The following is a 24,338-nucleotide window of genomic DNA, read 5'->3' as shown; positions in this document are numbered from 1 at the left end:
AGCGCCTAAAGATAACAAGAAATTATAAGTTTAAATAATTACACCAAGAATATAAAGATCCCAAATCCTAGTATTCTTTAAAAAATTAACTTAACCTATGCTCCCACGTAAACCAAGGCATCTTTTATATGCCCTTTTATTGATGGTACTTTCCGTTTTGGGTGCGTCCGCTCTACCGATTCCAAAGCTAAATAAACTTTTTATTGACGTTTCTGAGGGTATTTCTTCTGTGGTTCGTCCGGCCTATTCGCATGAAAAATCGGAAACTGAGATAAAGATTGATGCCTCTTCCCATGATAATAGCACCTTATCCGCAGCCACTGCGCCTTATTTTGTAACCATAATTAACGGAGCCAATGAACAAGTAACATGTTCCATTGACGGAAGTACCTTGGCCAAATTTTTTCTTTGTGGTACTGGCGATAACAGAACCCTAACCTTAAGTCAATCTGGTAGCAGCTATACCTGGCAAAAATTGGGTGCCGGATGTGCTTTTGTGGGCACAGATACTTGTCCGGTTTTTAACAGTGCATGCAATGGCGATTGGGCCACTGTAGGCACCGGTGCTACCTTTGCGCTTAACGCCTCCAGTAGTACAGTTGCAGGAGAGTACAGGGTTCGGGTAGATTCCGGGTCATTTTTTTACTTTCGAGTAAGTTCTAACCCACTTAACCCACAAGTGGCAACCACTAATATTATTTGTGGAAATCCCGGCAGGGTAGAAGTAACCAATGTCCCTTCGGGGTATGAGTACAGTTTAAACTCAGCCGCCGGGCCCTATCAAGATTTACCTTATTTTACGATCACCAGCCCCGGAAGTTATCAAGTGTTTTCACGTTTAAAAAACGCCCCTGCAAGTGCTTGTATATTTCCATCGGAAGTGGTAAACATTACCGAAATAGATATGACGGTAGATGTGTCTATGGTAGATATTACCTGTAGTGGAGATTTTGGAAGTATTTCTGTCAACATAGACAATGTACCTGGGTTTTACAGCTACCGATTAATTCGTAATGGCACTACCATAAATACTTTTGGACCGAATAGTTCTAATAGTCACACGTTTAACAACGTAGGTCCGGGAACCTATACCATACAGGTTACTGCCGGAAGCAGTTGTTCGGAAACCATAAACACAATTTCCGGTAATCCGATTACCATTGGTGCCGGATTGATTCCATTAGAGGCCACTGCTTTTGCCACAGATAGTTTTGGTTGTGGGGCTACATCAGTAAATGTAACCCTAAATGCCAGTGGAGGTACCGCTCCCTACCAATACAGCCTTAACGGAGGAGCCACCTTTAGTTCTAACTTTCCTGGCTCAACGATCTTTGCGGTTACGACTCCTGGTACCTATAATCTAGTAATACGCGATGCGCAAGGGTGTACCAAAACTGCAGCTGTGGAGGTACAAGACATTCCACCACCGGTTTTTAATGTAGTTGCTCAAGATGCCAATTGCGGAGGCGCTAATAACGGAAGTATCACGGTAAATGTAACGAATAGCAACGGTTATAACTTACAATACAGTAATAATAACGGTACATCTTTTCAAAATAGTAATGTATTTTCCAATTTAGCACCGGGCACTTATAATGTCGTTATTCAGTACCAACAGGACACCTTTGTATGTACTACCTCGGCCGTTGTGCGTACTATAAGTACTCCGTCGTCTATTACAGGAACGGCTACTGCCACACAAAACCCATCATGTGCCAATGAAACCGGGGGGCAAATTACGTTCTCTGGGATAAGCGGTGGCGTAGGGCCTTACGCATATAGTATCGGTTCCGGATTTTTGCCCGGGACTACAGTGTTTAATAACCTTTCAACAGGTACTTATACACCGCAGATACGGGATGCCAACGGTTGTGTAGAAACCCTTCCAAATATTGTATTTGCTCCTTTAAATAAACCAACCGACATCAATTTTACCGTGTCCAGTATCGATTGCGTCACAGGGACGGCATCGGTTTCTTTGGCAGTTACCGGCGGCAGCAGTATTAATTCTTATCAAATTATTGCGCCAATTTCAGTAAATAACGGCGGAAGCAATGTCTTTACGGGATTAGGATTGGGAAGTTATACCTTTAGAGTTACTGATACTAATGGGTGTAATTATACAGAGAGTTTTGCAATTACCAGCATCAGTTCTATACGAGTTGCGAGTCAGCTTATATCTAATGTAACCTGCGTTGGAGACAGTGATGGACAAGGCCGATTTATAGTAGATGGCTTTGCCAGTACTTATCGTTATCAAATTGATTCTGGACCTGTGGTAACAGGGCAAACCGCTAATCTCATCAATTTAAATACATTAGCTGCCGGAAGTTATGTGATTTCGGTAACCGATGACCAAACCAATTGTACCGATACGGCCACATTGACCATTGCCGAACCCTCAACCCCGCTTGCCTTAACGCCTGTGGTTACGGACATGAATTGTCAGAACAATAATAGGGGAGCGGTGAATGCCAATGCGTCTGGTGGCTGGGGCAGTTATCAATATACCCTTAGCAGACCATCGGGATCGCCCATAGGACCGCGTAGTAACCCTAATTTTACTGGATTAACAGCAGCCGGAAATTATACCATTACTGTTACCGATAGCGAAGGATGTGCTGTATCTTCTAATTTTACCTTAACTCCGATTAGCGCACCAAGCTTAACTTTGGATGCTGCTTCCGATTTATGCTTTGATAGTTTTAATGCCGCCACGCTCACTGTGTTGGCTTCTGGCGGAGCAGGGCCGTATCTATATAGAATAAACGGCGGTCCTTGGGGAGGTAGTGCTACATTTGGCAGTCTTAATCCCGCTACCTACACCATAGAAGTAAGAGATAGTAATGATTGCCGCGCCGCTATTACCAGAACCATACGGCCACAAACCACCACCACAGCGAGCATACAAAGAGAATTGGCCTGTGGCGGCATCGATGCTGAAATTAGAGTCGATATAGCTAATGGGAATACGCCCTATGCCGACTACGCTGTTAGTTTTAATGGGGGTGCCTATGGTGCTTCTGTGGCTATTGCCGGCACTTCATTTGTATTCAGCACAGCTGCGTCAGGAGCTTATCGATTTAGGGTAACCGATAATTTGGGGTGTATTGTAGAAACCAATGAGGTAGTAATTAGCCCGTTAGAATCCATAGTTGCTACTGCATCGGTAACTGCGCCACGATGTGGCGATCCCAATACCGGCATTGTTACGCTTGTTCCGGATGCTACTGTAGGTATTCCTCCCTATCAATATAGTACGGATGGTTCCACATATACCAATCAAGCAGTCTACGCCAATTTGGCACCTGGAAACTACACGTATTATGTTCGGGATAGCAGGCTTTGTTTTGTAGCGGTACCATTTACGGTTGGCCCACCCGCCCCCGGTGTAGATGCTACGGTAGTAGCCAATGATGCTGTTTGTGCAGCGGGCAGTGCCAACGGTTCCATTGATGTTACCGGTATATCCGACGGCTTGCCTCCGTATACCTATACACTTTTAGATGCCAGTGGCAATACGGTGGGTACTGTGGGACCTACACCCAGCACTACGGCTACCTTTTCTAGTTTACCGCAAGGTTCCTATACGGTAATAACCAATGATAATGCAGGTTGCGAGGATACCGATGTAGTGGTGATATCGCAGAACACGATAGACGTAGTTCCGGTGGCACCCACCACGCCTCCGGATTGTACTTCCGTATTTCCTTTTATTGTGGACATTGTAGGAGGAACCGGTCCTTTTCAAATTGGTTTGGTTGGCAATCCTCTGGTGGCGCCCAATGTAACGCCAACCCGTCATGATTTTACCGGACAAGTAGTGCCCGGAGTTACCTATTTTGTGGAAGTTGTAGATGATTTGGGGTGTAGGTATATTGAAGAAATAGGACCCGTACCCGGGCCCAATCCTTTGGTTGTAACTGCAATGGCAACTGGTGCCTCTTGCGATGTTTCCGGGAATGGTGTCATAGGCTATACCTTAGGAGGATTTACCGGGCCTAATGTGAGTGTTACCGTAACCGATACAGACACCGGGGCTATTGTTTTTGGTCCCGTAATCCTACCGAATACAGGCGCATTTCCTGATATTACAGGCCTGGCTCCCGGGAATTATCAAATTATTGTACAAGATTCTTCAACAAGTTGCCAAGCAAGTGATTTGGTTTCTATAGTTCAGGATATCCCTTCTGTAGTTATAGATAGCAATACCAATGCCAATTGTAATAATCCCAATGGGCAATTAGTAGTTCGCGGGGTTGGCGGTACACCGGGCTACACTTTTGCCGTTGTGCCTAATCTGAGTGCAGCACCGGGATTGGGTGCCTACACTGCGACTACCATTTATGATTTAATACCGGGGAACTACGATATCTACCTACGAGATAGTCAGGGGTGTAACTCAATGCTCCCCAATGTGGCCATTAATATGGATGCAGGTGTTCCTAATCCTACCGTAAACGTGGTGAATCAATGTATTGCGGTAACCAATTTTAATGTCTTTGTTACATCGCCTTTATCGGTTGTGGGTTCAACGTTACCTGAAGATAATTTTCAATATGACATTGGTAATGGATTTCAAAACAGCCCCAATTTTCTAGTGACCAATCCGGGAATGTATACGATAACCGTGAGGGATGGCAATGGGTGTACCAATACTATTCTCGCAGAAGTATTCGATTTCTTTTCTATTACGGCAAGTGCTTCTGCGCAACCGTCTTGTAATAATTTGGATGGTAGCATTACAATAACAACCTCGGGAGGTAGTGGCAATTTTGAATATGTGTTAGACGATGGAACAACCACAGTTACCCAAACCAATAATGCCATTTTTACAGGCCTTGGTCCCGGAAATTTTACCATTACTGTGACAGATCTTTCATCAAATACATCACCCTTGTGCGAGGATGTGGCTACCGTGGTCATCAGTGCCGTAGATCAACCGATTATAGATAATTTGATAGTTGAAAGCATATCATGTTTTGGGAATGCGGACGGAAGTATCATAGTAGAATTGGATCCCACCACCGCTACAGATGGTCCTTTTGTCTACAATTTGTATGACAGTGCCAACGTGTTGGTCGTGAGTCAGGCCGATGCTATTTTTGACGGATTAACCCAAGGCACATACGAAGTGGAAGTGGTATCTAGCCGAGGATGTCCTTCGCCACGGGTAGGGGCTATTATTGGCGAGCCATCCGCTCTTTTAATCAACCTAAGCGCACCACCTTTTAGCTGTAATACCGCTTCCAATGTGTTTAATACTACCACCATTACGGTGTTTGCCGATACTAATGGCGACGGTACAGGAAGTGTAACAGGAACGGCTCCCTACAGTTATAGTATTAATGACGGTACAGCCATTTTTGATGGCACCAACTTTCAAAGCGCAAATACGTTTGAAATTATTGATGCCGGATCGCCACAGACTATTTTAGTTACAATTCGGGATGCCAATGGCTGCGAAGTTACGGATACGGTAGTACTAAACCCACCTACCGATCTGACCTTTAGTTTTAATACCTTAACCGCTATAACCTGCGATGCCTCGGGAGCCGGTGTAACCCCGGGAATCGTGGAAATAATTATCAATCAAGGCCCGGGCAACTATGGGGTGGAAATTCTACCGTTAGGTTCCCAACCGGAGCGTTTTTCAGGAGGATCTGATCGCGTCGTTTGGGATTTAGATACTCCGGGAGATTACATTTTTGCCGTTCGGGATTTAAGTAGCGGAGGCTGTCTGTTTGTAACCCCTGTTTATAATGTACCCGAATTTAATGTGATAGAGGCTGTAATTGCCGAAGTAAAGCCGGTGACCTGTTTTGGTGGTAACGATGGGGAAATTAGTATCGAAATTAATAATTATACGGGAGTCTACAATTACGAAATATTTAGAAGAGATGCGCTGGGCGTAGAAACTTCGACCGGGGTAACCGGAACGTTTGATACGGCAAATCCTATAAATACACCGGAACTTATAACGGGGCTTCCTGCAGGTAATTTAGTAGCGCGCATAGAGGCGTTAAATACTCCTTTCTGCGATGTGGCCAGTAATGTGGCCACCGTGAGATCGCCAGATAGGGAACTCACCGTAACACCGGTTCAGACCGATTTTGTAACCTGTTTTGTGCCCGGGCGTGGAGAAATTACTGCTACGGGCGATGGCGGATGGGGAGGGTATACCTATCAACTAGAAATAGAAACTACCCCCGGAAATTATACAGAGGTGGTGGCGTTCGGTACAGCCAATGTATTTAGCAACTTATCTCAAGGAAATTATAGGGTAAATATCGGCGACAGTGCGGGCTGTATACGATTCAATACAATTACCTTGGATTTACCCGATCCTATTAGTGCAGACATCCAAATTGTGCAACCCTTACTCTGTCCAGGATCTAATGATGGTATTATTGAAGCCTTTAATGTTATTGGTGGTGAAGATTTAGATGGTGATGGTGAGGAATATTTATTTCAATTGAATCGATTGGATAGCTCCGGAAATATTTTAAATACGAGTGGGTTACAAACTTCCAGCGTTTTCCCTAACCTGCCTGCAGGACTCTATTCCATTGTTGTGTACGATGGTTGGAATTGTGCTTTTACGACCAACGAAATCCTCATTCAAGATCCGGCACCGGTTGATGCCGATTTGGTAGAAACCTTGGCACCCGGTTGTGGGGATGAAGGAAGAATGGAATTAACCATTACCAATCCCATTCCCGGTATGGAGTATTTTTACCGAAGATCGGGCACATCAGATCCCTTTGTTTCTTTTGGTGGTACCGATGTCATCACTGTAGAAATTATCATTCCCGATGTATATGCCAATCCCGGTCCTTATCAGTTCGATGTGCAAAACGGAAATGGCTGTCCGGAACAGCAGTCCAATGAAATAAACCTTGATAAGGCATTACCTTTGGTCGTAGGCTTAGACTTGGTAGATGCCAACATTAAATGCGCCGGAGAAGCCACAGGAATCATACGCTCCGAGGCGTTTGGTGGCGTGGGTAATTACAGTTATATCTTGGTCAATAATGATTTAGATAGTGGTGTGCCGGGAGTACCTCGCATACCCAATGCTTCAGACATTGTAAGAGGTTCTCAAAGCTCGGGAATATTTAGAGATTTAGGTCCCGGTAATTATTGGGTTTTTGCCCAGAGTTTGGGATGTATCGCCATATCTGATGAAGTATTAATTAGCCCGGTAGATCCCTTAATTCTAGAACGGTTAGAGTCGGTACCCGTAAGTTGTAATGGCGATACGGATGGTCAAATTATTATCGAGGTCAGTGGAGGCACCGGTATAGTTCGTTTTTCGATCTCAGAGACTTTGAGTGAATTTTTTGAAGGCGATCCTGCCAATCCTAACAGCATAGTGTTTAGTGATTTACCACCCGGTACCTATGAGATCATTGCACAAGATGAATTGGGATGTACTATATTAGAACAAGTCACAGTAACACAGCCCGATGAATTAGTAGCCTCAACGGTAAACACCACACCGGAGACCTGTATTAATGCAGCCGATGGTACCGCTACACTTAATGTAATGGGGGGTACCCCTTTTGTCGATTTAATTAGTGGGGTTTCGTATTACGAAACGCAAATTATTGGGCCAAATTCTGTTGGTGATGAGGTTTTTGAACGAAATGATTCCTTGTTTATTGATAATTTAGTTGGGGGTGAGACCTATGTAGTTTTTATACGGGATGCCATGGGTTGTGAAACCAATGTAATTATTCCTATTGAAATAGGAGTAGATTTGGCCGCAACACCATTGGTGGTTTACGGTTGTGAGGGAATTTTCCCGAACAGCACTGTAACCGTACAGATGCAAGACAGTAGTTTGTTACCTCGATTGCTATTTTCTTTGGATGCTGATGATATAGCCTTAGCAACCGACCAACGTACTTTTGGGAATTTAGCACCTGGGGACCATACAGTTTATATTTATCACGAAAATGGATGCGCTACATTCGTGACCTTTACGATTGATGCATTTGATCCTTTAACACTTACCGCCGAAAAAACGGGCCCCAATGAAATTACGGCTATGGCCGCAGGTGGATTTGGCGGATACGAGTACTATTTTCAAGGTGTATCTACAGGAAGTACTAATGTATTTTTGTCTAATGAAGATGCTTTAGTTACGATAAGAGTGGTCGATTTAAATGGATGCGAGGCCACAGTTACGATACCTTTCGAGTTTACAGGAATGCTAGAAATACCCAATTTTTTCACCCCCGATGGCGATAATATCAACGACATTTGGGCTCCCAAAAACAGAGATTTCTTTCCCAATATCGAAGTGAAAATTTACGATCGTTACGGCAGGGTAGTGGCTGTTCTAAATGATGTGGCCGGATGGGATGGCACTTATAATGGCAAAGAATTACCAACAGGAGACTATTGGTATGTTGTTAATGCTAATGATAAGAGCAAGCAGCAATTTGTGGGTCATTTTACCTTATATAGATAATTGAAGTGGACACCACTTTATATCATGAGAAAGGCACAGATGTATTTTGTGCCTTTTAGTTTTCTATAAGATTAATCTAAAGTATTATAGTATATTTGCACACTGAAAATGGGATGCTAATAGGATACAATAACACAAGAGTCCGTTTTAAGTAGCATTGTACTCTGGGTATTACGGTAAAGGATTCTGGTTACAGTAGTAATGCTTACGTAATTTTTCGGGGTGTAGTCCCTCGACAAGCTCGGGATAAACTACACTACGACATATTGATTTTTTCTGGGTGTAGTCCCTCGATAAGCTCGGGATAAACTACACTACGTCATATTGTTTTTTTCGGGGTGTAGCGTAGCCCGGTATCGCGCCTGGTTTGGGACCAGGAGGCCGCAGGTTCGAATCCTGCCACCCCGACTTTTTAGGGTATCAATGAGTACCAAATCCCTGTTAATCGTATGATTTTCAGGGATTTTCATTTTTTAGGATAGTATGCAAACAAAACCAATTAATCCTAAATAATAGGTCAACAAATAGGATAACAAAACCATTTTAACAGTTGTGTTATCCTATTTGTTAAAATTTCTGAGGAAACCGGAAAATTAAATGTAGATTTAATGTGATTTGACTTTCGTCTGAAAAGCCTATCAAAAAAATCTATGAATACCATAATAGTGGAGTAGATATATAAAATTGGGATAGCTGACTCTTCAGAATATTTAAACGCCCTTATCTTCGGTGTGTTTTTTAATATCCGGCAGCCTGTCCATCTTTACGGGACTCCGAGGCACCATAATACACTCCGTCCTTTAACATAATTGCCTGATAGCCGCCATATATGCCTTTGCGCATTCGAAGATTATGACCTTTGTCCATAAGTAGGGATTGTGTTTCATAGTGAAATCCGGATTCCATATAGATGTCGCCCACAGTATCAATATGTCCTCTATTCATGTTGGCACCCATGTGTCGAATACGTGGCGCATCACCTGCTTCTTGTAGGGACATATTAAAATCGATCAGGTTCAATATGATCTGAACATGACCAATAGGCTGCATATCACCACCCATTAATTCAAAGCTAATGTATGGGGCACCGTCTTTGGTTACAAAGGCAGGAATAATAGTGTGAAAAGGCCGTTTCCCAGGGGCGTACTGATTGATATGGTTATCGGTCAACACAAAACCAGATCCTCTATTTTGCAATGCAAAACCCAAATCTTCAGGTACTTCTTTTGAACCAAAAAGATCCGAGTTGCTTTGAATTAGAGAAATGATGCTGCCCGACTTATCAGCTACGGTTAAATAAATAGTATGGTCACCACTTTCCAATCCCGGCTGATATACTCCTGCTTTTTCAGGTTCTATCGCTTTTGCTCTATCTTTTGCATAGGTTTTAGAAAGTAATTTTTCAATGGGGATTTCACCGAATTTCGGATCTCCGTAATACGTGAGCATATCTTCATAGGCCAATTTTTTGGCTTCTACCAAATGATGGATATGTGCCGCACTGCCAAATCCCATTTCCGATATATTAAAATGTTCCAAAATAGTGAGCATTTGTAATACGGACATCCCTTGACCATTTGGGGGCATTTCCCAAACATCATACCCCCTGTAGTTTACTGAAATGGGTTTAATCCATTCAGAGGAATGTTCTTTAAATCATCCATGCTTAGAAAACCCCCTGTTTTCTTTTGATGGGCCACTATTTTTTGTGCGATATCTCCTTTATAAAAACCATCTCGTCCTTTTTTGATAATCGCTTCTAAGGTAGTAGCCAAATTCGGGTTTTTAAAGACTTCTCCCAATACAGGGAAGCGATCTTCACGAAAATATAGCGCTTTAAAAGTTGGATTATCGGAGGCTTTTATTCTCGGTTCCTGCGCCTTAAAGTTGTCTGCAATTTCCTGAGTGATGGCAATACCATCCCGCGCATAGGTTACGGTAGGTTGTAAGAGACTTGCCATTTCCAGTTTTCCAAATTTTTTATGCAATTCAAACCACCCGTCTACGCAACCCGGAGTCGTAACGGAAAGTGGTCCGGCATAATACCCTTTACCTTTCTCTACTTCAGCTTTAAGCTGAGCCAAACTTAGATTTTTGGGTGATTTCCCGCTGGCATTGAGACCATACAGTTGTTGGGTTTTTGCATCCCATACTATAGCAAAAAGATCGCCTCCTACACCATTCATGGCTGGGTCTGCAAGCCCCATAAAGGCATTTGCGGCTATAGCAGCATCAATGGCAGTACCACCTTTTTTTAAGATTTCAACACCAATTTGGGTGGCAATAGGGTGATTGGTGGCTACCATACCATTTGTGCCCAAGACTTCGGAACGGGTGGCAAACGCCTTTCCGGAATATCGATCCTGGGCTAGTAGAAAGGCAGAATATAGGAGTGTTACAAGAAGAAGTATGTAATTTCTTTTCATGGAAACGTTGTTTTTAGCAGTATTCGTAGCAGCGTGCCAAAGACAAAAGGCACTGACTTTCAAATATAACCATAAGGTTGTAAAAAGTAGTGATTATTTCCCTATAAAATGGGTATTTCTACTTTTTTAAAGTAGAATACGAAAATTACCATAGTCGCCTAACTAAAAAATGGGCTACCATTACACTAGACTCCTAGGGTAACCAAGCCACTATAGGGTAAGCAATTTTAAAGCTGCCAAAAATGAAAATTAAAACAGGATTTTTAAATCTTCGTTGTTCATTAGTCGTTGCTGGTTTTTCGTTGTCCGTTGATCGGTTGTTCGCGGGCAATTTATTCAAGCTCCCTTCCGATAGCTATCGGGATTGGGGGTATGCTCTTTTACTTTGCAAATTCGTTTATGCGTTTATAAGTTTAGAAAACCCTTCAAACCAGAAATTTTTTTTAGTTGATTGTTGGTTGTTGTTGTGAAAAAGCTCAAAATACAAATTCAAGCTCAAATTCAATTTAAAACTTAAAAAAGAAACCTGAAACGAAAAACTTTTGACTTTCGACTGTGTCTACTCTTTCTCTAGTTCTTTCTGTAACTCTTTTATATCCAATGCTTTCGTATACATATCCAAGCTTCCGTCCTCAGTCTTGGGCCAAAGATGTTGTGGGCGGTCCCAATACAATTCCACCCCATTACCATCCGGATCATCCAAATATAGAGCCTCTGATACCCCATGGTCACTGGCACCGGTAAAAGGGTAATCCGCTTTGCGCAATCTATCAAAAATCAGGGCGAGGTCTTTTCGGGTGGGATAGACTATGGCCGTATGAAATAAGCCCACTCCAAATTTGGAGGCAGGGGGCGCTCCCTTGCTGTTCCAAGTATTGAGTCCGATATGATGGTGATACCCTCCGGCTGAAATAAATGCAGCCTGATTCCCATAAAGCATGGTCACTTCAAAACCCAGCAAGTCTCGATAAAACCCTAAGGCCCGATTCAGGTCCGCCACCTTTAGATGTACATGACCAATTCGGGTTTGAGCAGGGATCGAGTACGATTCCATATTATTTTAGATTTCGGGTGGGGTAGGGGATAAATTCAGTCTCCTCACCCTTAATTTTTTCAAAGGATTGGTTTATCCATTTTTCTTTGGCGGTCGCAATAAGTTCCTTTGAGGTGGCTACAAAATTCCAGTCAATGATGCGTTCCTCGGGAAATGGTTCTCCACCAAAAATATAGATGGTACTGTTGGGACCAATGGTAAATTCGCACAGGCTGGCTTCCTGAGTTACCAACAACTGCTTTGGTTGGTAGGTGTTGCCATCACTTTCAATGTGTCCTTCAAGAATGTATAGTCCCGATTCCCCGTAAATGGCATCGCCAATGTTTACCTTTTGCTCCATAGTACTTTTTAGTTCCAACATAAAAAGTTTGCTGAATACCGGTACGGGCGATTTCTTCCCAAACGCTTCTCCGGCAACAAGTTTGTATTGGAGGTCGCCCTCTGTCCATGTCGGAATCTCCTCTTTGCCAATGTGAAAAAACTCAGGTTCCATTTGCTCCAGATGTTTGGGTAGCGCTACCCAAATCTGTAAACCATGCATCAACTTTTCCGAATGGCGTAGGTATTCCGGGGTGCGTTCGGAGTGCACAATACCTTTTCCTGCAGTCATCCAGTTTACGGCACCGGGTTGTATCTCCATTTCATTGCCCAATGTATCGCGGTGCATAATGCTGCCTTCAAACAAAAAAGTAAGCGTAGAAAGGCCAATATGCGGATGGGGTAAAACATCAAAGTTTTCCCGTTCATTTAGTTTTACCGGTCCCATATGGTCTATATAAATAAAGGGACCCACCATTCTTTTTTGCCGAAATGGCAGGAGCCGACCGACCATAAATTTTCCGATATGGGTGGCGCGTTCTTCAATAATCAAATCAATATTGGACATACATCTAACGGTGAAGGTTTATGGCATTAAAGTTAAAGATATGGCTGGTGTTGTACAATAGTCTATACATAATTATGATTTACTGAGATGTCTTTAAATATAGAGAGGTCACATATTGTTTCACGGAATTTGACTTCTCGATAATACCTTCACTGTGAAGGGTATCGGTCAAGCGTTTTTTACCATCCGGGGCAATCAATTTCAACTGGGTAGTAGCACTAACCAGTTGGTTGTTTTCTTTTTTAAACTTGGCTTTCAGGTATTTCCAATAGTTGCGGGTTTTGGTGTAATCCGGTTCCTCGTTTAAAATGCCGACAATATCCAACACACTAAACCACCAATTTGAATGTTCTTCATCCCAAACAGCACGCACCTCTCGGTCGTTAAAAAAGCGTATGGATATTTTCTTTGGCACCTGTTTCATGCTTCGTTTTGGCTTTCCAATTCTTTACCTATTTAGTACTTTTTATCACAGTAGATGATACAACTAATTTTTTGTCTTAAGATCCGAACTACATGAATTTAAAGGTGGGAGTTAGTGGATCATAAATTTACCAATATGGGTGGCGCGTTCTTCAATAATCAAATCAATATTGGACATACTTTATGAACCGTTGATTTTACATATTTAAAGTTACCAAAGAATATTGGTTTTGTAGTATGCCATGAAATGATTTTAATTAAAATTGGATGTTATTGAAACCGGCGCATCAGCAACTACGAAGTGCGATGCATTAGCGTATCCCCTTCACATTCATTTTTAAGGTATACACACTATTCATGGCCGTTATAAAAAGCGTTTGCTGGTCTGCTCCGCCGAAGGTGACATTAGCCGTCCAGTTTTGGGCGATGGGGATATGGGCAATTTGTTGCCCCTCTTTGTTAAAAACGGTTACGCCTTTCCCGGTTACATAGAGGTTGCCTTGATGATCCAAGGTCATTCCGTCGGAGCCCATTTCACAAAAGAGCGTTTTATGGGTTAGGGTGCTGTCATCGGCAATGGTGTAGGCGTAGGTCTTGCTATCGCCAATATCGGCTACATAGAGCGTTTTTCCATCGGCACTGCCTATAATGCCATTGGGTCTTACCAAATCGTCTGCAACTACGCTAAGAGTTTTTAAATCGGGACTTAGGTAATACACCATTTCTTTTTCAATTTCCTTTTCGGTGCGATCCCAATAATTGCGTTTATAAAAAGGATCGGTAAAGTAGATTCCACCTTTCAGATCTACCCATAAATCATTCGGTCCATTGAGTTTTTTGCCGTTAACATCAGATAGTAAAACTGTGATTTTCTTGTCCGGTGTAATGCTCCATATTTCGTTTTTTTCATCGGCACAAGCCAAAAGGTTACCCTTATGATCCACATAAAGGCCATTGGCACGACCTGAAGGCGTTATATAATCCGAAACAGAATTATCGGCCCAATTCCATTTTACAATTCGGTCGTTAGGTTGGTCTGTAAAGTAAATATTTCCTTCGTTATCTACCGCAGGACCTTCGGTAAACGAATAGTCGGACGCCACCAGAGTAACGGATGCGCCTTCGGCAATGATAGCATTTTCTTGGGCATGGCTAAAAGGTACGAAGAGTCCCATGCCTGCACTGATGGTAAGAATAGAAAAGAACGATGTTTTCATAATGTGGTCTATATTAGTCAGAATATCGAAAGTCAGAAGTTTCTCGTTTCAAATTTCAAGTTATTTTTTAATTTCCAAATTGTATTTGCATTTGTATTTGTATTTTTTTCAACCTAATCAATCGATCAACCATCAACGATCAACCAAAAAAAGGTTCTGGTTTCAACTTTTAGGAGAATTTAACGTTCTGAACTTGACTCTTGCATTTGTATTTGCATTTGTATTTTTTTCAACCTAATCAATCGATCAACCAACAACGATCAACCAACAACGACCAACCAACAACCAAAACCCCATCAGCTAAAAAACTTAAAAATTCCCAATGTACCTACGGCTACAATACTTAAAATACTAATCCATAGTAAAAGGTCGTATAGGAAATTCGGTTTGAAATGGGGATTGACACGGTAATATCGGAAATAAAAAGCGGCATACACCACCAAAAACAATAAAAAAGAACCTACAATACCTCCGGTAATGACCATCATTACGGGTAGTTGGATAAAAACAAAGGCAACGGCCCAAAGTATAGGAATGACCCATGCCAAAATAGCCACGGTACGTTTACGGATACTAAAATTACCGAAATCAATCCAACCCAATTGTCCAAAAATATCGGTGAGTTGTCGTGTCCAAGCAGCTAAAGCGGCAAATAAAGTGGAGAAAAGAGTTACTAAGGCACCCAATAAGAAGGCTGTTTTAGCATTAGGACCTAAGGATTCGGTATACATTGTAGAGAGTGTTTCTATGATGCCGTAGCCCTCCATTACAGTATCTTGTGTGTGCAATACAGCGGCACCCAATAAGTAAAAGCAAGCGGTAACAGCGGTGTAAACGCACATTGCAAACACGGCATCCAATTGCATCACTTTAATCCAGCCTTTAGCGCGTTGCCGCCATGCTTCCGAATTATCATTTTTTCCGGTGTAACTGGCATATCCTTTTTCCAAACACCAGTAGTTATAGTGGATAATTTCATCTCCGCCGACTCCGGTAATGCCAAATGCCCCAAAAGCGACGGCCAAGGCGGTTTTGGGTAAATGGAATTGTAGTCCGCTCCAAATGTGTTCCCATGAAATGGCATAGGGGGTAAATTTTAAAAAATATAAGGAAGCAATGGTGAAAAGCGTGAAAAAACCAATCAGTCCCAAGGAAACCGATTCTATAAATTTGTAATAGCCTCTAAAAATCATTAATGCTACTACTATGGCGACCAAAAAACAGTATGTCGTAACGTTCAATAATGGGGTACTCATGTGCAAAATGATGGCCACACCGCCCACGATGCCACCCACCTGCAATAATTTTATAACCATAACCAGTAAGACAGTCCATACCGACCACTTTGCCTTTCCGAAACGAGGCCCGGGTAATTTATTAAAAGCCTGCATAGCGGTTTCGCCGGTGAGGATGGTATGTTTGCCAAACTCTAGTTGTACCATTACTTTTACAATACAACTTATAATGATTACCCAAAAGGTTATAAATCCGGCCTCGGCTCCCAAAGCAGTGGTGGCTATTAATTCCCCGGAACCTACTATGGAAGCCGAAAGAATAAACCCCGGCCCCAAAAATTTAAGTTTTCCCTGGAACGAATGGGGTGGTTCTTTTATCTTATCGGCGGATAACACATAAGGGTCGGCACTAAGGCTCATTGGAATTGTTTTTGATTTTCAGTTTTCTGCACTCGTATTGGTATTTGTTTTTTGAATTTGAGTTTGAATTTGAGTTTGTATTTGAACGTAATCAATCCATCAACGATCAACCATCAACGGTCAACGAACAAGGTTCAACCCACAACGAACTACAAATTTTTCAAAAAGTCCATATTGTGTTCCATGCTTTCAAATGCGCTGCTGGCATATTCTTCCTGTTCTATAAAAATATGCTTCACGCCAGATGCCTTTTGGTTTTGGATAAGGCCAACAATATCTAGTCCGCCTTTTCCAAATTCGGTACTTTCCTTTTTTTTCAGATCCATATCTTTTAAATGCCAAAGAGGGAAGCGACCATGATACCGCTTAAAGTAGTCGAAAGGATCATTTCCGGTAACAACCACCCAGCCCAGATCCAGTTCCATATGTACCAAATCGGCTTCGGTGTGGTTCAAAAGCACATCGTAAAGCACAGTTCCATTTACGGATTCAAACTCATAGTCGTGGTTGTGATACCCAAATTTTATACCTCTTTTTTTACAGTCTTCTCCGGCCTTATTAAAAGAATCGGCAACTTTTTTATAATTATCTATGGTTTGCCCTTCGGAAGGCATACTGGAACAGATAAGGTATTCCTGGCCAGAGGCGGCAGCTTCATCCATCGTTTTTTCCCATTGATCATCCAGATGTACATGTCCGCTCTTAAGGTTCATACCTAAATCGTTGCATATCGTTTTCATTTCTGAGGGTGCTACCCCGTAGTAATGCCCTTTTTTACTTTTGGCGGTTTCAATCTCCTTAATGCCCAGAGACGCAATTTGCTTTAAGGTGCCTATTACATCTTTTTCTAACTCATGGCGAAAGGAGTATAGCTGCACGCCGTATCTTTCTATTTTGGGGAGCCGACTAGGTAGCGCTACCGAAGGCCATACTAAGGCACCTGCCGTGACTGTAGCAGATTGTAACAAAAATTCTCTTCGTGTTTTCATTGCTGTATTATTAAGAATGTATGTGGTTGTTTTTGTGGATAAAAAATAAAACCCTCTAAAATAGTCTAAAAATTTGAGTACTGTTCGCTTGGCGTCTTTGTATTTTTACCAAAAATTTCTGATATGGAGTCTAGAAAAGCACAGTTAGGTGCAATAGAGCGATTGTTAAACATCATGGACGACTTGCGTGCCGGATGTCCGTGGGACAAAAAGCAAACCTTTGAAAGCCTTCGGCACCTCACCATAGAAGAAACCTACGAACTCGGCGATGCTATTTTAGATAACGACCTTTCGGAAATAAAAAAAGAGTTGGGCGATTTGTTGTTGCACATTGTTTTTTATGCCAAAATAGGTTCGGAAACCAACGCTTTTGATATTGGTGATGTAGCAAATGCCATTTCCGAAAAGCTCATCCACCGGCATCCGCATATATACGGCAATGTCGATGCTGCCGATGAAGAAGCCGTAAAAGCGAATTGGGAACAGCTCAAACTCAAAGAAGGAAAAAAATCGGTCTTGGAAGGTGTACCCAAATCCTTGCCGGCTTTGGTAAAAGCCAGCCGGATACAAGATAAAGTACGCGCCGTAGGGTTTGATTGGGAAGAACCCAGTCAGGTGTTAGATAAAGTGGTGGAAGAGTTGAGCGAACTACAATCCGAACTAAAAGCGAACAACAAAGACACCATAGAAGCCGAATTTGGCGATGTGCTTTTTTCCATGATTAACTACGCCCGGTTTATCGGCGTCAACCCCGAAGATGCTTTGGAGCGCACCAATAAAAAATTCATCAAACGCTTTCAATACCTCGAACAAAAAGCTAACGAACTCGGCAAAAAGCTCTCGGACATGACCTTGGCGGAGATGGATGTGTATTGGGAGCAAGCGAAGGAGGAATCGGCGGCAGAAGGCAAAAAGTAGGCGTACGGTTTGCAATGTAAAGAACCATAGCATTTCTCTGTCGCATCAGGAGCAACCAATCTAGGAGCAAGCCCAAGTGCCATTATTAGGATCCTTTGATTCTGAATTTTGTCGGCCTGCTGTCCGCTTTGGCTAGTACGGACAGGAAAAGGTAGGAGCATTTAAATCTCGATTATCGCGTTAAAGTACAATGAAGAAAGTATCTTTGCCCATCAAAAAAAAGCTGTGCAGCAGTACACCAAAGAATTTCGTTATAATCTTAAACTATCTTTCCCAGTCATCCTTGGTATGCTGGGTCATACTTTTGTACAGTTGGCAGACAACATTATGGTGGGGCAATTAGGTACTGCGGAATTGGCTGCGGTATCCCTTGGCAATAGTTTTGTCTTTATTGCCATGTCTTTGGGGATCGGTTTTTCTACGGCAATTACGCCGCTCGTAGCCGAAGCAGATGGGGCCCAGGATCAAGGCAGTGCTAAAAGTGCCTTAAAGCACGGTTTGGTGCTGTGCACATTGCTAGGGTTTGCGCTTTTTGGTGCTATTCTATTAGCCAAACCGCTTATGTATATCATGAAGCAGCCTCCCGAAGTAGTAGCGTTAGCCATGCCCTATTTAGATCTGGTAGCCTTTTCTTTGGTTCCTTTGATTGTATTTCAGGCCTTTAAACAATTTTCGGAGGGCTTATCGCAAACCAAGTATCCTATGTATGCCACCATAGTTGCCAACATTATTAATGTGGTGCTAAATTACCTCTTTATTTTTGGAACTTTTGGTTTTCCTCAACTGGGCATAGTGGGAGCCGCAATAGGTACATTAGTTTCCCGAATATTCATGGTGGGACATCTTTGGTACTTGCTTAAAAGAAAACCTAAATTTAAGCCCTATGTTATTGGATTTAATTTTAAACGCATCGAAAAAAAAGTATTGCGCAAGATTATAGATTTGGGTTTTCCTTCGGCCTTACAAATGTTCTTTGAAGTGGCTATTTTTACTGCTGCCATTTGGCTTAGTGGGGTGTTGGGAAAAAATGCCCAAGCGGCAAACCAAATTGCGTTAAATTTAAGCAGTATGACTTTTATGGTGGGCATGGGTCTGGGCGTAGCGGCCATGATTCGGGTCGGAAATCAGAAAGGCTTGCAGCGCTTTAAAGATTTGCGACGCATTGCATTCTCTATTTTTTACCTAACCTTCTTATTAGAGATTGTCTTTGCAATTTTGTTTTTAGTTTTTAGGCATTGGCTTCCTACGGTGTATTTGGATGTAAGTGATATGGCCAATCAGGTCGATAACAATCAGGTAATCTTTATGGCAGCACAATTATTGTTGGTGGCAGCCTTTTTTCAAATATCCGATGGGCTACAAGTGGTCATATTGGGTGCGCTTCGCGGATTGCAAGATGTGGCCATTCCTACCTTTATCACCTTTATTGCCTATTGGCTTATCGGTTTTCCTGTGAGCTTCTATTTAGGTCTGTATACAGCCTTAGAAAGTGTGGGCATTTGGATTGGATTGTTGGCCGGACTCACTGCATCTGCAATAATGTTGTATATTCGGTTTACCTATTTAACGAAGCAATTAATAAGGGATGGGCGCTTGCAAGCACACTAAAATAGCTATAAGGTAAGCGTTGTAAAACAGGAATACCAACATGGCAGTTCTCAAAATAAGCCCTGATATTTAGGCGTATCAAACGAGGGGCGATCAAAACTAAATCGGCTCACTAAAAAGAAGATCATTATAAAAAGGTAGAAAATAGAAAGTATGGAATTACCAAAATTTATACTCGGAGACAATACCGATTACCCTACGGCCATTTTTGTGATACATACCGAGTATCCGCGTTTTATTATTAATTTAGAAGATGATGAAGTGGAGTGGCTTGAAGATTTTTCGCCAGATGATGAAAGTGAATTGGCATCAGAAGCAGAAAGTCTCATTGTACAGGCTACGGCATTTTACGACCGAGAAGTATCTAGATACGAGGAATAAGCATGCTAAACGAGTTACTTCATTTAGATAAGGAATTGTTCCTGTTTCTCAATAATTTGGGAAGTAGTACCTGGGATGGTTTTTGGTTATGGATTACCAAGACTTGGGGCTCGCTACCTGTGTATGTGCTATTGGCTTGGTTGTCTTATCGAAGTTTAGGTCTTAAAAGGTTTTTGGTACTATTGGTGGCGGTGACACTACTTATTTTGGTTACCGACCAATTTTCGAGTTTTGTAAAATTGGGAACGCATCGCTTGCGCCCCTGTTATGATGCTTCTCTTAACGGTCTCATGCGCTTGGTGAAGGCTTCTTGTGGCGGTCGCTATGGATATTTTTCGGCTCATGCCGCCAACGCCACAGCGGTAGCTGTTTTCTTTGTACACATTTTGGGGAAAGACGTTCGCTATTTTCGTGCTTTCATCCTTTTATGGGCGTTCTTGGTGGCCTACAGTCGCATTTATATAGGGGTACATTTTCCGTTAGATATGCTTTCCGGAATTGGAGTAGGTGCGCTACTGGGTTGGATTTTTGCGCGATTATTCCTAAAGTTTATCGAGGATACTAAAGCCGTAGCACCAAAGAACTAGACGGTATTAGGCTTCTTTTTTTTAAACGTTTCCGCATTTAAGGGATTAAGAAAAATGATAAAAAATAGTAACCCAAAGGCCATTTCATAGACCTCCCACTTTCGATCTGCCGGATTAAGGGCTACCAATAGGGTGGTTACAAAAAAAGCAATGGTATGATGCCATTGTACGATGGGTACTGCAAAACGGTTGGCCATGTTATTGCACCAAGACCATTTTCGATAAAGTATAGGGGTTATAACAAGGTAAATAACCATCACCACCGTTAGCAATTGACTGAAAATAATTTTATTCAGTTTTTTATCTCCCACCACAAGATTGTGCAAATTGGTTTCGCCCTGCGCGTTGTTTTCTAAAAAGAAATCGCTAGATGCTACCCCAAAAATGCGTTGTCCCCAAGAAATTTCTTCCCCTGCGGCAAAAAAGAAAAGTACCACAAACACAAGAGTACCCAATTTCCAAAGCCATTTTTTAAACGTATTCAGGGTGGTAAGTCGATACAGTGACAACATGCTAATTGCAAATAACAGGATTGCGGTACCCCATTCTATAGGGCCATCTTCTTGCGCAAATTGAGTGTTAAAGAAAGTTTCGTCCGTAAAACCCAGATAACTGCCTAAAATAATCACAACAGCCAAAAGGCAATACCCTATTTTTTCTAAAGTTGTAACCTTACCCATTATCTTTTTTTAACAGTGTACAAATAGCTTACCAGACGGTTTTTATGTCCTTTAGTACCCGGATGGGTATTATAATTTAGGTCGTAAACCGTTTTTAAGTGGTACGTATATTCAGGATCAAAGATACGCTTAAATTCATTTTCTTCTGATGGAACAACCAAAATGCCAAATACATCGCCCTCCGGTATTGTAATTTCTTCAACTCCTTTTAAAACAGGAAGCCAAGTACCGTAGTTCCAAATCATTTCCGGGGCTATTTCTCCAAAGGCGTAAATCGCTGTTTGTTTGGCAAAGTCTGATGCAGCAAGTTCTGAGATATTTTGATAATCTGTATTTTTTTCTAGTGCACCAATTAAAGGTAATGCAGTTAGTTTAAGCAAGGCAACTAATCCGATGGTGAGCAAAAAGGCTTTAAAAAGTTGCTTTTTCCTTACGTGTATTAGCATTACAATTCCTAAGATACATAGCGAAATTGAGGCCAACACATAATAGCCCCAATAGCCATCTAATCCATTTTTGAGAACCAAGTACGCCACTAGAGGGAAGGCTAAACAGACCGTGCTCCAAAGGATAAAATGTAGGTACACCGGCACCCGTTCTTTGGCAGCCATATCCTTATTAAAATTTTGAATTACAAAAGCAACGTAAAAACCTGTGTTCAAGGCCAAAGGAATCAATACCGGCACTAAATACCGCGTTTTTTTTTCCGGGATTACAGAAAGAAGCACCAGAGAAAATACCGTCCATAATAGGGTAAATAGATATTCTTTTGGATGACGCACTCTGGTTTTAAGGTAGGGATACATCAACCCCATCAGGGCGGGAATCGTCCAAATTCCGCTTTGTACTATAAAAGACCAATAATAATAAAATGGCCGTACATTATAGCTACTCCAATTTGCGGTTTCTTTTTCAGTAATGGCAATAAACGCCTGCGGATCGGCCATACGCACATAAAGAAACCACCACATACTTGTGATGGTGGCCAAAAGAAGCATACAGACCAAAGGAAGTCGTTTTTGTTGCACCACCCGGCCTTTATAGCCATAAACTATTCCAAAGGAAAAAAGAAAAGGCAACAGCAAGGCATACAGCGATATTGGCCCTTTGCTCATAAACGACAGGCCAACGCAAAGTCCGGCTCCTAACGCATATGACCATATACCCTTAGGGGAGGTTAAAAACCGATAGAGGAAATAAATACCCATCAGCATAAAGGCGTGCGTGTAGATATCCCATGGTGCTTCTATGGTAATTACAATGACGTAAAAGGAGCTGAGTACAATGAGGGCGTTTAGTAAAGCGTGCCTTCTATTTTGAAGCATTTCTAAGGAAAGTCTATACGCACCGAAACCTAAAACAAAGGCCATTAACATTGTAGGCAGGCGTAGGACTGCCAAATGATTTATTCCAAAAATACCGCCAAAAAAGGCAGTAATCCAGCTGGGTAATGGCGGTTTTTCGTACCGAGGCAATTGGTTCATAGTGGTTAGAAGCCAATTTCCGTCGGTAACCATTTCGCGCGCTGTGATAAAATTTCGGGCTTCCATGATACTCACCGGAATTAGATCCAAATGAATCACATAAACGGTTAGAACCGCAAATAAAATGACCCATATCGGATTATTTTCCAACCACTTCATGGGCTTCGTTTTTAAGTATAAATAAGTTACGGATATATACAATTAATCCTAGCGTATGTCCGGCAAAAAGTACGGGATCTTTTCTAAAAATGGCATACGTAAGAATTAATGAAGCCCCCAAAAGGCTTAAAAACCAAAATCCGAAGGGAAGGCTAGAAGATTTCTTTTTTTCGGAATAGAGCCATTGGTACACAAATCGAAATGTGAAAATAATTTGGGCAACACTGCCCAGTAGCAGCAGCCAAAGCGGTATATGGTCATTATTAAAAAAATTACGGATATCATACGTATTGTTGTTGTAGCCGTAGAGTAGAATCAATACGGGGAAAATCAACAAAAATATTCGAAAAAATAAGGGTAATTTGGTCCATTCGTTTTGCAGTTGAATATTTCGGATATAGATAAAATAGGTAATGGCTTGCCCAAGCATAATGGCAAAATCATTGCGCAGCCAACCGTACACAAAGAGTAGGAAGGAGGCTAGTAGGCTTAGTTGCCAAAAAAGCCGAGGGGTAAGCACCTTTTTCTTTTTTTCCGAAATTACCCATTGTACCAGCATTCGACTAGAAAACAGGAGTTGCGCTAAAAATCCGATTGCGTAAATAAGCCATTCTGCCATTTAGCCAATTTTTTCTACTTGGTAATTAATGTATTTCCGTTTCATCCACAAATAAGCAAAACAATCCATTAAAGGACCAAGTAACCGATTCCAAACCCCAAAATTGGCCGTGCCTGCCATTCTCGGAAAATGCCGAATTGGGATTTGAATTATTTTTCCTTGTTGCAGCAATATCATGGCGGGTAAAAACCGATGCAAGCCGCGAAACATTGGAATGCGTTTTGCATAGTCTGTTTTTATCACTTTCAGAGGGCAACCGGTGTCGTCCATACCGTCATGGGTAAAGGCGCGTCGTATTCCGTTTGCAATACGCGACGACAGATTTTTAACAAACGAATCTTTACGATCTGCTCGGTGCCCTGTAACCAAATCATACGGGCCTATGTGCTTTAAAAGTAGATTAAAATCTTCCGGTGTTGTTTGCAAATCCGAATCAATATAACCCAATAAAGGCGTGTCTACATGGTCAAAACCAGCTTTTATAGCGGCACTAAGGCCACAGTTTTTGGCGAATTGAACAAAATGAAAACCTTGACTTCGTTTGCAAATGGTTTCAATTAAAGCCTGACTCTGATCTTTGGAACCATCATTGATAAAGAGGATCTTTGTTTTTTTGGTGGCCACTGTAAGGTAGCTTTTAAGTTCCCTTTCAACCCGCTCCAAATTGTCCTCTTCGTTGTATACGGGAACGATGATGGTAAATTCGTAATTCATTTGTAAAAGTTAGTTACTATAAACAGCCTGCTGTTTTCTGATGGTTTTTGTGGGCCAAT

15 protein-coding genes, 1 tRNA gene and 1 pseudogene are annotated in these 24,338 nt (G+C 41.9%); 6 read left to right on the top strand and 11 right to left on the bottom strand.

Annotated elements, in window-relative coordinates; all coding sequences use genetic code 11:
• The first annotated feature begins 97 nt into the window (after positions 1-97).
• Together U1E44_RS03005 and U1E44_RS03000 are read left to right on the top strand one after the other, a co-directional pair.
• Entirely contained in the window at positions 98-8,479 is an 8,382-nt protein-coding gene (locus U1E44_RS03005) for a T9SS type B sorting domain-containing protein (protein WP_322929562.1), read from the top strand.
• A 334-nt stretch (positions 8,480-8,813) separates the two neighbouring features.
• Positions 8,814-8,887, top strand: a tRNA-Pro gene (locus U1E44_RS03000).
• A 330-nt stretch (positions 8,888-9,217) separates the two neighbouring features.
• On the opposite strand, the pseudogene U1E44_RS02995 reads toward U1E44_RS03000, so the two are convergent.
• The 7 genes and pseudogenes from U1E44_RS02995 to U1E44_RS02965 form a co-directional block, all read right to left on the bottom strand.
• Positions 9,218-10,686, bottom strand: a pseudogene (locus U1E44_RS02995) (gamma-glutamyltransferase family protein).
• A 778-nt stretch (positions 10,687-11,464) separates the two neighbouring features.
• Positions 11,465-11,959, bottom strand: a complete 495-nt coding sequence (locus U1E44_RS02990) for a VOC family protein (protein WP_322929561.1) — start codon at positions 11,957-11,959, stop codon at positions 11,465-11,467.
• A 1-nt stretch (position 11,960) separates the two neighbouring features.
• The gene (locus tag U1E44_RS02985) at positions 11,961-12,845 is read right to left on the bottom strand and encodes a pirin family protein (RefSeq protein WP_322929560.1); all 885 of its coding nucleotides are present in this window, start codon (positions 12,843-12,845) and stop codon (positions 11,961-11,963) included.
• A 79-nt stretch (positions 12,846-12,924) separates the two neighbouring features.
• Entirely contained in the window at positions 12,925-13,269 is a 345-nt protein-coding gene (locus U1E44_RS02980; protein ID WP_322929559.1) for a BRO-N domain-containing protein, read from the bottom strand.
• Positions 13,270-13,579: 310 nt separating this feature from the next.
• A complete protein-coding gene (locus U1E44_RS02975) occupies positions 13,580-14,485 on the bottom strand; it encodes an SMP-30/gluconolactonase/LRE family protein (protein WP_322929558.1) in 906 nt (301 codons plus the stop codon).
• Positions 14,486-14,781: 296 nt separating this feature from the next.
• Complete coding sequence (locus U1E44_RS02970) at positions 14,782-16,140, bottom strand: Nramp family divalent metal transporter (RefSeq protein ID WP_322929557.1); 1,359 nt, start codon at positions 16,138-16,140, stop codon at positions 14,782-14,784.
• 149 nt (positions 16,141-16,289) lie between these two features.
• Positions 16,290-17,129: a sugar phosphate isomerase/epimerase family protein gene (locus U1E44_RS02965; protein ID WP_322929556.1), complete on the bottom strand. Its 840-nt coding sequence runs from the start codon at positions 17,127-17,129 to the stop codon at positions 16,290-16,292.
• A 123-nt stretch (positions 17,130-17,252) separates the two neighbouring features.
• Between U1E44_RS02965 and mazG the strand changes: the two genes are divergently transcribed.
• The 4 genes from mazG (at position 17,253) to U1E44_RS02945 (ending at position 20,623) form a co-directional block, all read left to right on the top strand.
• Positions 17,253-18,047 carry a nucleoside triphosphate pyrophosphohydrolase gene (mazG, locus tag U1E44_RS02960; protein ID WP_322929555.1) on the top strand — a complete coding sequence of 265 codons (795 nt, stop codon included), beginning with the start codon at positions 17,253-17,255 and terminating at the stop codon, positions 18,045-18,047.
• A gap of 225 nt (positions 18,048-18,272) precedes the next feature.
• A complete protein-coding gene (locus U1E44_RS02955; RefSeq protein ID WP_322929554.1) occupies positions 18,273-19,655 on the top strand; it encodes an MATE family efflux transporter in 1,383 nt (460 codons plus the stop codon).
• Positions 19,656-19,808: 153 nt separating this feature from the next.
• On the top strand, positions 19,809-20,036 hold the full coding sequence (locus U1E44_RS02950; RefSeq protein WP_322929552.1) for a hypothetical protein: 228 nt from the start codon (positions 19,809-19,811) through the stop codon (positions 20,034-20,036).
• A gap of 2 nt (positions 20,037-20,038) precedes the next feature.
• Positions 20,039-20,623 (top strand): phosphatase PAP2 family protein, encoded by a 585-nt coding sequence (locus U1E44_RS02945; protein WP_322929550.1) that lies wholly within the window; start codon positions 20,039-20,041, stop codon positions 20,621-20,623.
• Here the strand turns inward: U1E44_RS02945 and U1E44_RS02940 are convergent.
• Genes U1E44_RS02940 through U1E44_RS02925 form a run of 4 tightly spaced genes read right to left on the bottom strand, consistent with a single transcriptional unit; the run spans position 20,620 to position 24,279 of the window.
• The gene (locus U1E44_RS02940; protein WP_322929548.1) at positions 20,620-21,303 is read right to left on the bottom strand and encodes a hypothetical protein; all 684 of its coding nucleotides are present in this window, start codon (positions 21,301-21,303) and stop codon (positions 20,620-20,622) included. The genes U1E44_RS02945 and U1E44_RS02940 overlap by 4 nt on opposite strands.
• Positions 21,303-22,946, bottom strand: a complete 1,644-nt coding sequence (locus tag U1E44_RS02935) for an ArnT family glycosyltransferase (protein WP_322929546.1) — start codon at positions 22,944-22,946, stop codon at positions 21,303-21,305. Before U1E44_RS02935 ends, U1E44_RS02940 begins: the two co-directional genes overlap by 1 nt.
• The gene (locus tag U1E44_RS02930) at positions 22,927-23,565 is read right to left on the bottom strand and encodes a lipid-A-disaccharide synthase N-terminal domain-containing protein (protein ID WP_322929544.1); all 639 of its coding nucleotides are present in this window, start codon (positions 23,563-23,565) and stop codon (positions 22,927-22,929) included. The genes U1E44_RS02935 and U1E44_RS02930 overlap by 20 nt, the downstream gene beginning before the upstream one ends.
• On the bottom strand, positions 23,566-24,279 hold the full coding sequence (locus tag U1E44_RS02925) for a glycosyltransferase (protein WP_322929542.1): 714 nt from the start codon (positions 24,277-24,279) through the stop codon (positions 23,566-23,568).
• Positions 24,280-24,338 lie beyond the last annotated feature (59 nt).

The organism is Aurantibrevibacter litoralis (assembly GCF_034651555.1).
GTDB lineage: Bacteria > Bacteroidota > Bacteroidia > Flavobacteriales > Flavobacteriaceae > Aurantibrevibacter > Aurantibrevibacter litoralis.
This window is presented reverse-complemented; position numbering and strand designations above follow the sequence as displayed.

Excerpts from the sequence above, each read along its gene's own strand:
- U1E44_RS03005 (WP_322929562.1), top strand. The coding sequence starts at position 98 with ATGCTCCCACGTAAACCAAGGCATCTTTTATATGCCCTTTTATTGATG.
- U1E44_RS02990 (WP_322929561.1), bottom strand. The coding sequence starts at position 11,959 with ATGGAATCGTACTCGATCCCTGCTCAAACCCGAATTGGTCATGTACAT.
- U1E44_RS02985 (WP_322929560.1), bottom strand. The coding sequence starts at position 12,845 with ATGTCCAATATTGATTTGATTATTGAAGAACGCGCCACCCATATCGGA.
- U1E44_RS02980 (WP_322929559.1), bottom strand. The coding sequence starts at position 13,269 with ATGAAACAGGTGCCAAAGAAAATATCCATACGCTTTTTTAACGACCGA.
- U1E44_RS02975 (WP_322929558.1), bottom strand. The coding sequence starts at position 14,485 with ATGAAAACATCGTTCTTTTCTATTCTTACCATCAGTGCAGGCATGGGA.
- U1E44_RS02970 (WP_322929557.1), bottom strand. The coding sequence starts at position 16,140 with ATGAGCCTTAGTGCCGACCCTTATGTGTTATCCGCCGATAAGATAAAA.
- U1E44_RS02965 (WP_322929556.1), bottom strand. The coding sequence starts at position 17,129 with ATGAAAACACGAAGAGAATTTTTGTTACAATCTGCTACAGTCACGGCA.
- mazG (WP_322929555.1), top strand. The coding sequence starts at position 17,253 with ATGGAGTCTAGAAAAGCACAGTTAGGTGCAATAGAGCGATTGTTAAAC.
- U1E44_RS02950 (WP_322929552.1), top strand. The coding sequence starts at position 19,809 with ATGGAATTACCAAAATTTATACTCGGAGACAATACCGATTACCCTACG.
- U1E44_RS02945 (WP_322929550.1), top strand. The coding sequence starts at position 20,039 with ATGCTAAACGAGTTACTTCATTTAGATAAGGAATTGTTCCTGTTTCTC.
- U1E44_RS02940 (WP_322929548.1), bottom strand. The coding sequence starts at position 21,303 with ATGGGTAAGGTTACAACTTTAGAAAAAATAGGGTATTGCCTTTTGGCT.
- U1E44_RS02935 (WP_322929546.1), bottom strand. The coding sequence starts at position 22,946 with ATGAAGTGGTTGGAAAATAATCCGATATGGGTCATTTTATTTGCGGTT.
- U1E44_RS02930 (WP_322929544.1), bottom strand. The coding sequence starts at position 23,565 with ATGGCAGAATGGCTTATTTACGCAATCGGATTTTTAGCGCAACTCCTG.
- U1E44_RS02925 (WP_322929542.1), bottom strand. The coding sequence starts at position 24,279 with ATGAATTACGAATTTACCATCATCGTTCCCGTATACAACGAAGAGGAC.